This window comes from Streptomyces sp. 184, from assembly GCF_045781775.1.
Taxonomy (GTDB): Bacteria; Actinomycetota; Actinomycetes; order Streptomycetales; family Streptomycetaceae; genus Streptomyces.
Window position 1 is genome coordinate 6,435,268 of the sequence record NZ_CP123230.1, and the last position, 12,067, is coordinate 6,447,334.

The 12,067-nt window shown below is 73.4% G+C and carries 10 protein-coding genes; 1 reads left to right on the forward strand and 9 read right to left on the reverse strand.

The genetic code is table 11. The annotated features are described in order from the left end of the window. Positions 1 to 102 precede the first annotated feature (102 nt). The 5 genes from QBL21_RS27395 to proB form a co-directional block, all read right to left on the reverse strand. Complete coding sequence (locus QBL21_RS27395; RefSeq protein WP_407564903.1) at positions 103 to 1,188, reverse strand: hypothetical protein; 1,086 nt, start codon at positions 1,186 to 1,188, stop codon at positions 103 to 105. Positions 1,189 to 1,343: 155 nt separating this feature from the next. Then, on the reverse strand, positions 1,344 to 1,835 hold the full coding sequence (locus tag QBL21_RS27400; RefSeq protein ID WP_407564904.1) for a hypothetical protein: 492 nt from the start codon (positions 1,833 to 1,835) through the stop codon (positions 1,344 to 1,346). Between the two features lie 228 nt (positions 1,836 to 2,063). Beyond that, on the reverse strand, positions 2,064 to 3,371 hold the full coding sequence (locus tag QBL21_RS27405; protein WP_407564905.1) for a glutamate-5-semialdehyde dehydrogenase: 1,308 nt from the start codon (positions 3,369 to 3,371) through the stop codon (positions 2,064 to 2,066). Between the two features lie 169 nt (positions 3,372 to 3,540). Further along, positions 3,541 to 4,026: a hypothetical protein gene (locus tag QBL21_RS27410; RefSeq protein ID WP_407564906.1), complete on the reverse strand. Its 486-nt coding sequence runs from the start codon at positions 4,024 to 4,026 to the stop codon at positions 3,541 to 3,543. Between the two features lie 246 nt (positions 4,027 to 4,272). After that, entirely contained in the window at positions 4,273 to 5,394 is a 1,122-nt protein-coding gene (gene proB / locus QBL21_RS27415) for a glutamate 5-kinase (RefSeq protein ID WP_407564907.1), read from the reverse strand. A gap of 348 nt (positions 5,395 to 5,742) precedes the next feature. Between proB and QBL21_RS27420 the strand changes: the two genes are divergently transcribed. Further along, complete coding sequence (locus QBL21_RS27420) at positions 5,743 to 7,872, forward strand: hypothetical protein (protein WP_407564908.1); 2,130 nt, start codon at positions 5,743 to 5,745, stop codon at positions 7,870 to 7,872. 231 nt (positions 7,873 to 8,103) lie between these two features. On the opposite strand, the gene obgE is transcribed toward QBL21_RS27420, so the two are convergent. The 4 genes from obgE to QBL21_RS27440 all read right to left on the reverse strand — a co-directional run bounded on the left by obgE (position 8,104) and on the right by QBL21_RS27440 (position 11,875). Next, complete coding sequence (gene obgE / locus QBL21_RS27425; protein ID WP_407564909.1) at positions 8,104 to 9,549, reverse strand: GTPase ObgE; 1,446 nt, start codon at positions 9,547 to 9,549, stop codon at positions 8,104 to 8,106. 188 nt (positions 9,550 to 9,737) lie between these two features. Next, entirely contained in the window at positions 9,738 to 9,995 is a 258-nt protein-coding gene (rpmA, locus tag QBL21_RS27430) for a 50S ribosomal protein L27 (protein WP_101424544.1), read from the reverse strand. Positions 9,996 to 10,008: 13 nt separating this feature from the next. Beyond that, on the reverse strand, positions 10,009 to 10,332 hold the full coding sequence (gene rplU / locus QBL21_RS27435; protein WP_407564910.1) for a 50S ribosomal protein L21: 324 nt from the start codon (positions 10,330 to 10,332) through the stop codon (positions 10,009 to 10,011). A 193-nt stretch (positions 10,333 to 10,525) separates the two neighbouring features. Then, positions 10,526 to 11,875 (reverse strand): phospholipase D-like domain-containing protein, encoded by a 1,350-nt coding sequence (locus QBL21_RS27440; RefSeq protein ID WP_407564911.1) that lies wholly within the window; start codon positions 11,873 to 11,875, stop codon positions 10,526 to 10,528. Positions 11,876 to 12,067 lie beyond the last annotated feature (192 nt).

Consider the following 12,067-nt stretch of genomic DNA (forward strand, 5'->3'; position numbering starts at 1 on the left):
CGCCCCGGTTCGTACGACGGGTGTGCGCGCCGGGTCCGTACGACGGGTTCGTACGACGAGCGCGTACGACCGGGCCCTACGGCCGGCCCGTACGACCGCGCGCTAGGACGGCTCGGTCGTCTGGCCCGTGTCCAGCACGCCGCACAGCGAGCCGCTCAACTGCCCCGGGGTCGCGAACGGGTTCGTGCCGTGCGGCGCCTTCTGCGGGTCCCGCTCGCCGGCCAGCAGCGGGCGCAGATACGCCGAGGCGTCCGCGGTGCACGCCAGCGGCCCGGCGGTCAGCGCCGTCTCGGCAAGCTCCAGTTGGCGGTCGCGCAGGTCGTCGTGGTCGAAGCGGATGCGCACCTGGCGGCGGACCGTGAACAGCGACGCCTCCGCCGTCCCGGACGTCCCGGCGGACGCCTTCGCGGGGTACAGCGCGTAGACGAAGACGTGGTCGGCACTGACCTCCAGCTCCTGTTCGCCGACTTCCGCAAACGTCACCGCGCCGTCGACCCGTACGCTCCGGTCGGCCAGCCGCACGTGCTCGGGGTCGAAGCGGACCATCCAGCCGGTGGCGGCGTGCCGGCCGTCGTCGGCGGGGCGGGCGAGGCTCTGGTCGAACTGGCCGTGCTGCTGCGGGTCGAGCTGGATGCGGACGTCGCGGACGTTGCCGCCGGTGAGGGTGTGGACGTCGACCGCGGAGGTGACGAGGTAGTCCTTGCTGGCGGTGAGCGCCTGGACGACCTGCTCCTCGGTGAAGTGCCGGGTCGCGTTCGGGTCCGGCAGCTCGATGCCGTCGGCGCCGGTGCCGAAGTCCGCGGCGGGGCTGTCGGCGATCAGCTTCCCGGGCTCGCCGCCGGGCACCGGGCCGTCGGGCGTCAGCGGGACGACGGTGCTGCGCAGCGGCGCCGCGGCGGGGACGCCGGGCTGCCGGTAGGGGTGGCGTACGCCCATGTAGATGGCGGTGCCGAAGGCGAGCGCGATGAGCAGGACGAGCACGAGGGCCTGCCGGGAGGCGCCGGGCCGCTGGTTGCGGCGGCTGCGTACGGCGGGGGTGTGGTCGCCGACGCGCTCGCGGGCCGAGTACTCCTCCAGGCGGGCAGCGTTGACGAACGCCTCATCGAAGACGATGGAGCGGTATTCGTCGTCTCCGCCTCCCGGGGCGCGCTCGGGTGTCCCGTCAGGCGGGCCATGGTGCCCGGCCATATACAGAAGAGTAGGTCGGCGGCGCCCCTCGTAAACCGCCGCGTCAACGCCAACTTCCGGCTGCGCCGGGCGGGTGACGGCCAATTCGGGCGGAAGCGGTTGCTACGGATCGCCGGGGCCGGGCCGGGGCGGGCTCGACGCGGGTCAGCGCGGGGTCAACGCGGGGTCAGCGACGGCTCGCGGGCGTCCGCGCCGGTCGTGGCCGAGGGGCTGGAGCCGCCGGGGGGCGGGGCGTCGTCGCGGCCGTCGGGGCCGGAACGGTACACCGCGGCGAAGGACAGCGCGACGATGCCGACGCCGAGGAGGAGGGCGAGCAGCAGGGCGACGGGGCGCTGCCAGTGCCCGTGGCCGCGGTACGGGCGCAGGGCGCCGCCGTAGGGGCCGTACGGGTCGGGGGCGTCCGGGTCGTCCCAGCCGTCGTACATCCGGTCGTCCTGCACGGCGCTTTCGAGGACGGCCTCGGCCTGGGCCCGCGCCTCCGCGGCGCCGACCATGCGCTCCACGGCGCTGGGCTCGTGGAAGTGGGCCGACCGGACGAAGTCCTCGTCAAGGACCACGGCGGCGAACTCCTCGTCCGCGCCTCCGTGGTGCTGGCTGTCGGGCTCGTCGCCTTCGGCGTACGGCCTGCCCCCCACATCGTCCGGCACCCGACCAGCGTAAACCGGGACAGTCGGGATGCGCCAGGCAGCGCGGGATCCGGCCGTCCGGTCCCGGCCACCTCCGCGGATCCGCCCGGGCCCGGGGAGCCGGCCGGGGAGGGTCCCGGAAGGGGCCTGAACGCCCGCCTCCCGGCCCCGGCGCCGCGGCACGGGCCCCGAGTGCCCCGGCGGCCCCTTCGGCGGCGGTTCGCGGGCCGGCGGCCCCCGGTTCGCCGGCTACTGGCCCTTGAGCTGACCGTCGCCCGTGACGACGTACTTCGTGGAGGTCAGCTCCGGCAGTCCCATCGGCCCGCGGGCGTGGAGCTTCTGCGTGGAGATGCCGATCTCGGCGCCGAAGCCGAACTCCGCGCCGTCGGTGAACCGGGTGGAGGCGTTGACCATGACCGCCGCGGAGTCCACCAGGGCGGTGAAGCGGCGGGCCGCGCCGGTGTCGCGGGTGACGACGGCCTCGGTGTGCCCGGAGGACCAGCGGCGGATGTGCGCCACCGCGTCGTCCAGGGAGCGGACCACCGCCGCGGCGATGTCGTACGACAGGTACTCCGTGGCCCAGTCCCCGTCGTCGGCGAGCGGCACCTCCACGCCGGCCGCGGCGCCCGCCTTCACCCAGGCATCGTCGCCGTGCACGGTCACGCCCGCCGCCCCCAGGGCCGCGAGGGCGCGGGGCAGGAAGACGTCGGCGACGGCCTGGTGGACGAGGACGGTCTCGGCGGCGTTGCACACGCTGGGGCGCTGCGCCTTGGAGTTGACGAGGATCTTCTCGGCGAGGTCGAGGTCGGCGTGCTCGTCCACGTACACGTGGCAGTTGCCGGTGCCGGTCTCGATCACCGGGACGGTGGACTCCTCGACGACGGTGCGGATGAGGCCGGCGCCGCCGCGCGGGATCAGCACGTCGACCAGGCCGCGGGCGCGCATCAGCTCGTGCACGGACTCGCGGCTCTGGCCGGGCACCAACTGCACCGCGTCCGGCGGCAGCCCGGCGCCGCCCAGGGCGTCGCGCAGCACGGCGACGAGGGCGGTGTTCGAGGCGTACGCGGAGGAGGAGCCGCGCAGCAGCACCGCGTTGCCCGACTTCAGGCAGAGCGCGGCGGCGTCCACGGTGACGTTGGGCCGGCCCTCGTAGATGATGCCGGCGACGCCCAGCGGCACCCGCACCTGGCGCAGCTCCAGGCCGTTCGGCAGCGTGGAGCCGCGGACCACCTCGCCGACCGGGTCGGGCAGTCCGGCGACGTCCCGGACGTCGGAGGCGACGCCCGCGATGCGCTCCTCGGTCAGCGTCAGCCGGTCCACGATCGCGTCGGAGACCCCGTCGGCCCGGGCGCGGGCGACGTCCTCGGCGTTGGCCGCGACGATCTCCGCGGCGCGCGCCACGAGCGCGTCGGCGACGGCCAGCAGGGCGGCGTCCTTGGCGGCCCGCGGCAGCGGGGCGATCATCGCCGCCGCGGTACGCGCGCGCTGGGCGGCCTGACGGACCGGGGAGGGGGTATCGCTGCTCATGCCGAGCAGGGTAGTCGCCGGTGCCGACATGGTGGACGTGCCGTATCACTCCGCGAGACGCGGGTACCGGCGGGTGCGTGCTCCCGCGCGGCGCCCCGTGCGCGTGCGCGGGTAGCCGTCCCGGGGCGCGGACGCGGCTTCGCGCGCCGGGCCGTACGCCCCCGTACCGGCCCGTGACGCCCCGGTCACCCTCGGCGGCTCAGAACGGATGCACCCCCACCGGCACCGCCGGGGCCGGTCCGTAGCCGTCGGCGATGCGCTGGTGGTACGTCTCCCGCGCGATCACCTCCAGGCCCACGATCTCCCACGGCGGCAACTGCGCCGACGCCCGGTGCTCCCCCCAGAGCCGGAGCGCCACGGCCGCCGCGTCGTGCAGGTCGCGGGCCTCTTCCCAGTAGCGGATCTCGGCGTGGTCGTTGGCGTAGCGGCTGGTCAGCAGGAAGGGATGGTCGTGCGCCAGCCGCTCCAGGCCGCGTCTGACCTCCTTCAGCGGCGCCTCGGGGCCGGCGACGCTCAGCGTGACGTGCCACAGCCTGTGGACGCCGTCCGGGGCCGGCCCGTCGGCGTCCGCCGCGCCCGCCGTCTCCTCCGCGCTCCCCGCATGCCCGCCTCCGGTCCCCTTGACGCTGGTCAGCGTCCGCTGTGCCGTTCCCCGGGGCAGCGCCCCTGGACGCCCTTGTGTCACGGGCGGCCTCCTGAATACGAGTCTGCAACGGGCTGCGCGCCGCGGCAGCCCCATACAACAAAGTTGACCAGCCGACGCGCTCGCCCGTGGTGCTTTTGCCCAAGGTCTCTTGTGCAACACCGGTTTTTTCGCGCGCTGTGCGCCGGTCTCACGCGGGGTGCGCCACTTGTCGCGCATCAGTTCCCGACCGTCAGGCGCGGCACCTCAGTTGTCGCACCGCACCCGCCGACCGCCCGCCGCCGCCCGTCACTTGTCGAGCACCACGAGGTCGTCGCGGTGCACGACCTCGCGCTCGTACGCCGGTCCCAGCTCCCTGGCCAGCTCGCGGGTGGAGCGGCCGAGCAGCCGCGGCAGCTCCTCGGCGTCGAAGGCGACGAGCCCGCGGGCGACCGCCCGGCCGGCGGTGTCGCGCAGCTCCACCGGGTCGCCCGCGGTGAACCTGCCCTCCACCTCCTTGATCCCCGCCGGCAGCAGCGACGTGCGCCGCTCGGTGACGGCGCGCACCGCGCCGTCGTCCAGCACCAGCGCCCCCAGCGGGGTGGAGGCGTGCGCCAGCCACAGCAGCCGGCCGCGGGCGCGCCGCCCGGTGGGGTGGAAGTACGTGCCCGTGGGCTGCCCGGCCAGCGCCGCGTCCGCGTACACCGCGGAGGTCAGCACGACGGGCACGCCCTCGCCGGTGGCGATCCGGGCGGCCTCCACCTTCGTCACCATCCCGCCCGTGCCCACCCCGGCCCGCCCCGCGGGGCCGAGCCGGACGCCGGCCAGCTCGCCGCGGTGGCGCACCTCGGCGATGCGGGTGGCGCCGGGGGCCGCGGGCGGGCCGTCGTAGAGCCCGTCCACGTCGGAGAGGAGCACCAGCAGGTCGGCGCGGGCCAGATGGGCGACGAGGGCGGCCAGCCGGTCGTTGTCGCCGAAGCGGATCTCCTCGGTCGCCACGGTGTCGTTCTCGTTGACGACGGGCACGGCGCCCATGGCGAGGAGTTGCTCCAGGGTGCGCTGCGCGTTGCGGTAGTGGGTGCGGCGGCTCATGTCGTCGGTGGTCAGCAGCACCTGCCCGACGCGCCTGCCGTAGCGGGCGTACGAGGCGGTGTACCGCGCCATCAGCAGCCCCTGCCCGACGCTGGCCGCGGCCTGCTGCCTGGCCAGGTCGCGGGGCCGCTTGCCGAGGCCGAGCGGCGCCAGCCCGGCGGCGATGGCCCCGGAGCTGACGAGCACGATCTCCCGCCGGCCGTGCTTGGCGAGCGCGTCCACCAGCGCGTCGACGCGGTCCGCGTCCAGCCCGCCGGCCGCGGTGGTGAGCGAGGACGACCCCACCTTCACGACGATCCTGCGGGCACCCGCCGCGGCTTCCCGACTCGCCCCTGCCACCTGTACCCCTGCGCTTTCCCGGCCCGCGGCCCGTCGTTACGGACCTGCGAATCTACGCCACCGCCCGGGTGCCCGGCGGCGCCGTCCCACGGTACGGACATCCGGCCGGACCCCCGGCGCCCGGCCCGCCCCGCCGCCGGGGGCGCCGGACCGTTCTGCTGATCCCAAAAACGAAAAGGTCAACCAGGCCCGCTTCACGTATTTGCGCCCGATTGGCGGCCCATGCCGGGTGGAGAATTGTCTCCTGCCCCGTGACCGGCATACGGTCTGGGGTCAACTCCGTACCACCCCCGGAACCACGCGGTCCCGGGGCTGACCTCACGACGTTCCTGCCAGGAGTCAGCTCCCGTGCCTTTCGCCGGTATCGCCCCCCGCCGCGCCGTGCAGCTCATGGCGCTGACAGCGCTGCTAGCAGCGTATTGCGCGCAGCTCATCGGCGCGCTCAAGCCCAGCGTGCCGCTGCTCGTCGCCGCGGCGGCGGGCGGACTCGCCCTCGACCTCTATCTCCAGCACCAGCAGCCCGGGCTGCTCTCCCTGCTCAGCAGGGTCCGCTTCGACATCATGGTGCGCCAACTACTGCGCGACATGCTCATCCTCTTCGGCCTGCTCCAGATCGACGGCATCGAGCCGCTGAAGGAGCAGTCGCCGCTGACGGTCATGCTGCTGTCGACGTATCTGCTGCACTTCCTCATCCAGGGAGTCACGATCATGGTGCGCCGGGACCGCACCCTGCCGGTCGTGACGCGGAACGTCGACGTTTCCGCGCTGGGCCTCGCGCCCGCGCCGCCGCGGATACTCGCCCGCCGCTCCAGCCACCGGCTGCTGTACCTCTCCGTCCCGGTGACCGTCGGGCTGCTGACCACCGCCGCCACCGCGGACGCGGTGTGGGGCGTGCTGGGCCTCGCCATCTCGCTGGCGCTGAGCCTGGGCGGCGCCCTGTACCTGGCGACCTGGCTGCTGCCCGGCAAGCGCACCGCCGACGACCAGCGGGTCCGCGAGTGGTTCGCCGCCTGGCTCCAGGAGTACCGCCCGACCGTCGGCCTCTACTTCTCCGGCGGCGCCACGTCCGCGTACCAGGCCAACATGTGGGTCTCCACGCTGGCCGCCCTCGACGGCAAGCCGCTGATCGTGCTGCGCGAGCGCTTCATGGTGCAGAAGATCACCGCCACCGACGTGCCGATCGTCTGCCTGCCCAAGGTCGCCGACCTGATGCTGCTGGAGCACTCGACGCTGAAGATGCTGCTGCACCCGGCGAACTCCGGGAAGACCTCGCAGGTGCTGCGCATCCCCACCATCAAGCACGCCTTCACCAACCACGGCGAGAGCGACAAGCTGTCGAGCTGCAACCCGTACGCCAAGGCGTACGACGAGGTGTGGGTGGCGGGCCCCGCGGCCCGCGACCGCTACCAGCTCGCCGACATCGGCGTCGACGACCACGACGTGGTGGAGGTCGGCCGCCCGCAGCTCGCGCCGATCCTGCCGTACGCGGGCCCGCCGCCCGCCGGCGGCCTGACCACCGTGCTGTACGCCCCCACCTGGGAGGGCTGGGACGGCAACCCCGGCAACACCTCGGTCGTGCTGGCCGGCGAGAACATCGTGCGCGAGCTGCTCGCCGACCCCGCGGTGCGGCTGCTGTACAAGCCGCACCCGCTGACCGGCTCGGTCGACACGCGCGCGGGCGAGGCCAACAAGCGGATCCAGGCGATGATCGCCGAGGCGAACGCCGCCATGGTCGCCGAGGCCACCGCCGCCGGGGCGAACGGGGCGAACGGCGCGGACGGCGAGGGCCGGGGCGTCGCGCGGCCCGGCCCGCAGGCCGCCGAGGAACTGGCCCGGGTGCAGGCGGAGCTGGACGAGCTGGCCACCACGTCCTTCCGGGCCGGCGCCGACGAGGTCGAGCGCATGCTCATGCAGTCCTCCCCCGAGGCCGGCCGGGCCGAGGCCGTGGAGGCCGCGACCGCCGCCTGGGAGGAGGCGTACTGGGCCTCGCTGCCCGCCTGGGAGCACCAGGTCATCACCGACTCCCGCCCCGGCATCTACGCCTGCTTCAACGTCGCGGACGTGCTGGTCAGCGATGTCTCCAGCGTCATCTCGGACTACCTGACCAGCGAGAAGCCTTACGCGGTCGCCAACACCAGCGGCCTGACGGAGGCGGAGTTCAAGGCGGAGTTCCCGACCGTGCGGGCCGGCACCGTCCTGGGCCCGAAGGCCAAGCAGGTCCCCGCACTCCTGCGGGCCGTCCGCGACCCGGAGCAGGACACGCTGGTACGGGCCCGCGCCGAGCTGAAAGAGCATCTGCTCGGGCCGTCCGACCCGCCGTCGCTGGTGCGCTTCAACGCCGCCGCGGTGGCGCTGTGCGCCAAGGCGGATGCGCGCGCGGCGCGCATGGACGCGCGAGGGGAGTCCGATATCCCTTCACAACGTCGGGACGCGGCCGAGGAGATGGAGCTGGAGCCGGAGGAGCCGGCAGGCGTCTAGGCCGCGTCCCCGACACGGATCCCGTGACGGACGAGGACGCCGACGCACTCGCGGAGGCGGACCTCGACCCGGAGGCGGACCCGGACCTGGAGACGTGAACGGCGGCGGCCCGCGGGAGCAGATCCCGCGGGCCGCCGCCGTCGTTCGGCGCCCGTCGTCACTTCGCGCCCGCCTTCGGTCCGCGCCGCCTTCGATCAGCCCGCCGGCGGTCCGCGGCACGCGCCGTCCGCGTCACGCGAAGGGGTCGAAGTCCTCGTACTCCTCGTCCGCCCGCTCCGCCTCGCGCTCCCGGCGGCGCTGCGCGGCCGGGCGCGGGGCGTCGAAGCGGTGGTCCTCGCCGCGGCGGCCCAGCATCTCCGCACCGGAGGCCATGGCCGGCTCCCAGTCGAAGACGACGGCGTCGTCGCCGGTGCCGATGACGACGTCGTCGCCGGGCTTCGCCCCGGCCCTGCGGAGCCGGTCCTCCACGCCCAGCCGGTTCAGCCGGTCGCCGAGGTAGCCGACGGCCTCGTCGTTGCCGAAGTCGGTCTGCCGCACCCAGCGCTCCGGCTTCTCGCCGGTGATACGGAACAGGGCCCCGTCGCCGTCGCCGCCCTCGCGGGCGACGGTGAAGCCGGTCTCGTCCACGGCCTGCGGGCGGATGACGATCCGCGTCGACTCCTGCTGGGGCCGCGCCGCGCGCGCGGCGCCGACGATCCCGGCGAGCCCGTACGACAGCTCCTTCAGGCCCGTACGCGCGACCGCCGAGACCTCGTAGACGGTGAAGCCGCGCTCCTGGAGCTCCGGGCGCACCATCTCTGCCAGGTCGTGGCCGTCCGGGATGTCGATCTTGTTGAGGACCACCACGCGCGGCCGGTCCTCCAGACCGCCGTACGCGCGCAGTTCCTCCTCGATGACGTCGAGGTCGGTGAGCGGGTCGCGGTCGGACTCCAGGGTCGCGGTGTCCAGCACGTGCACGAGCACCGAGCAGCGCTCGACGTGCCGCAGGAACTCCAGCCCCAGGCCGCGGCCCTCGCTGGCGCCCGGGATGAGGCCGGGGACGTCGGCGATCGTGTACGTCACGGAGCCGGCGGTGACGACGCCGAGGTTGGGCACGAGGGTGGTGAAGGGGTAGTCGGCGATCTTGGGCTTGGCCGCGGACAACACGCTGATCAGCGACGACTTGCCGGCGCTCGGATAGCCGACGAGCGCCACGTCGGCGACGGTCTTCAGCTCCAGCACCACGTCGCGCGCGGTGCCCGGCTCGCCGAGCAGCGCGAAGCCGGGGGCCTTGCGGCGCTGGGAGGCGAGCGCGGCGTTGCCGAGGCCGCCGCGACCGCCCTGGGCGGCGACGAAGGTGGTGCCGTGCCCGACGAGGTCGGCGAGCACCTCGCCGTCCTTGGTGAGGACGACCGTACCGTCCGGCACCGGCAGGACGAGGTCCTTGCCGTTGGCGCCGGCGCGGTCGCCGCCCTCGCCCGGCTTGCCGTTGGTGGCCTTGCGGTGGGGGGTGTGGTGGTAGTCGATCAGGGTGGTGACGTTCTGGTCGACGGTGAGGATGACGTCCCCGCCGTGGCCGCCGTTGCCGCCGTCGGGGCCGCCGAGCGGCCGGAACTTCTCGCGGTGTACGGAGGCGCAGCCGTGTCCCCCGTTGCCCGCGGCCACGTGCAGGGTGACGCGGTCGACGAAGGTGGTCATGAGGGTGTGCCTCCCGGCGGTGAGGAGCGTCGTGGATCACGGGTCGCCGCCGTCGTACGGGACGCTCGTGCCGTACGACGTCGTGGGAAACGCGCCGAGGGCGGCCCCGCTTCCCCGCACGTCGTCCGTGGCACGTGCGGAGCGGCGGACCGCCCTCGGATCAGGTGTGTGGTGTCCGGAGCCGGTGGTTACTCGGCGGCCGGGACGATGTTCACGACCTTGCGGCCGCGGCTGGTGCCGAACTGCACCGAGCCGGGGATCAGCGCGAACAGCGTGTCGTCGCCACCGCGGCCCACGCCCGTGCCCGGGTGGAACTTGGTGCCGCGCTGCCGGATGATGATCTCACCGGCGCCGACGGCCTGACCGCCGAAGCGCTTGACGCCGAGCCGCTGGGCATTGGAGTCGCGACCGTTCCGAGTGGACGATGCGCCCTTCTTGTGTGCCATCTCTCCTCAGTCCTTACTTCGCGGCCGGCGCGGGGATCTCGATGATCTTCAGCGCGGTGTGCAACTGGCGGTGACCGATCCGCTTGCGATAACCGGTCTTGTTCTTGTACTTCAGGATGTCGATCTTGTCGCCCTTGTGGTGGTCCACGACCTCGGCCTGGACCTTCACGCCGTCCAGGACCCAGGGGTCGCTGGTCACGGTCTCGCCGTCCACGACGAGCAGGGCGGAGAGCTCGACGCTGTCGCCGACGCTCTTGCTGGACATCCGGTCAACCTCGATGACGTCGCCCACAGCTACCTTCTGCTGGCGGCCGCCGGTGCGCACGATCGCGTACACGCGCTTCAGCTCTCTTTCTCAGTCGCGACGGAGACCCCTGATGCCAGCCGCTCGGGTGGGGCGCATGGGATGAGCGGCCTCTCCCGCCGCTCACGAGGAGGTGGCGGGAGGGATGTGCTCAGGAGCCTGGCGTGCCAAGCAGACACGCCGACGTTCAAGATTACGGGCCCCTTGACCTCCTGGTCAAACCGGTCTAGCGGAGGGCGCGCTCGCCGTCCTGCGGGAGCGACTTCACGCCCTGGCACAGGTTCGTCCGGTCCGCCGTCCCCGGCCAGGCCACGTCCCTCATCGACGTGTAGTGGCCGAGGTACGTGTCGTGCACGGGGTCGCTGTCGACCTTGACCACGGCCTCGTCGTTCTCGCGCAGCGCCGGGCCCGTGAAGTTCTGCGAGCCGGTGAAGACCACCTTGTCCCGGGCGCCGGCGTACATGCCGTCGATCAGCACGTACTTGTTGTGCACGATGTACGGCGTGGTGAGCTTCTGGCCCGGGTTCTGCGGGTCCCGGTCGTCGTTGTAGCAGCGCAGCGAGGGCCCGCCGGAGGCGTGCAGCACGTCCCAGGTGCCGCGGGTGCCGCCCTGGCTCCGGGCGCTGTCGGACTCGGCGTACAGGACGCTGACGCCGCAGCCCGCCTTCTTCAGCGCGACGAGCTTGTCGGCGATCGCCTTGCGGGTGATCTTGAAGATCGCGACCCGGACCAGGGTGCGCTGGGTCACCCCGGCGGCGTCCTTGTACGTGCAGCGGACGTTGTCGAGGACGGCGTGGATCGTGTCCGTGCTGTTGGTGGTGCCGGCCCGGGGGAAGAAGTACGCCTTGTAGAGGCCGTTGTTGGCGGTCACCGCGCGGTAGCGCCAGGTCGACCACTGGGCGCCGAGCATGTCGCGGAAGTACTCCGAGTACGCCCCGTACATCGCCGGGTTGTTCGGCAGCAGCAGGGCGTCGTTGAAGAACTTCGTGTGCGCGGACGGGGTGGAGTTGGAGGTCGTCTGGACGACGACGTTCCGGGCGCCTTCGACCTCCGAGAAGAGCCAGAACTTGTTGTGCATGATCGACGTCCCGTGCTTCGGGTCGCCTAGGCAGGACTTGTCGACCGGGCAGAGCTTCACGAACGACCCCGCCGCCGTGCTGGTGCCCAGCGCGGCCTTGAGGCTCGCGTACATGGTGTTGTCCGGCCGGTCGCTGCGGCTGGTCTCGTCCAGCAGCACCTGCACGTTCACGCCGCGGTCGCGGGCGCGGACGAGCGCGTCCACGATCGGCTGCTCCCAGATGTGGTAGACCGCGACCTTGATCGTCGAGCCGGGGAGCGCCGCGTCGGTCAGCTCGATCAGCCGGGTGCGGATCGCGTGCTGCTCGTCCACCGTGCCCAGCGGGTCGTTGAAGATCGGCCCCTCGGTCCACACCCGCGGCTCCGCCGCCGCGCTGCCCGCGCTGCTCACGGCGTGCACGCCGGCGGCGGACAGGACGGTGGCCAGCGCGACGGCCTGGCGCGCACCCTTGCGCGGCGCCACGGCCCGGTGGCGGCCGGTGGGCTTGAACACGGACATGGAAGGCACGACCCCCTGGGCTGCACGGCTGGCTGCTGGCTCCTGCCTCGACCTGCCGTGCGATGGGGGCGCCCGCGCGTTCGAGTGCGCTGTATCCAAACCGGCGTAAGGAGCCGATGTCAAGCGCGCGGACATCAGGGACAGAACGCCCTCGCCCCGCCGGCGGACCGGCGGGGCGAGGGGCGTACGGGA

What these genes read in the sequence shown, in the direction of transcription:
- QBL21_RS27395 (WP_407564903.1), bottom strand. Translation starts at nt 1,188, where the DNA reads ATGGCCGGGCACCATGGCCCGCCTGACGGGACACCCGAGCGCGCCCCG.
- QBL21_RS27405 (WP_407564905.1), bottom strand. Translation starts at nt 3,371, where the DNA reads ATGTCGGCACCGGCGACTACCCTGCTCGGCATGAGCAGCGATACCCCC.
- obgE (WP_407564909.1), bottom strand. Translation starts at nt 9,549, where the DNA reads ATGACCACCTTCGTCGACCGCGTCACCCTGCACGTGGCCGCGGGCAAC.
- rpmA (WP_101424544.1), bottom strand. Translation starts at nt 9,995, where the DNA reads ATGGCACACAAGAAGGGCGCATCGTCCACTCGGAACGGTCGCGACTCC.
- QBL21_RS27440 (WP_407564911.1), bottom strand. Translation starts at nt 11,875, where the DNA reads ATGTCCGTGTTCAAGCCCACCGGCCGCCACCGGGCCGTGGCGCCGCGC.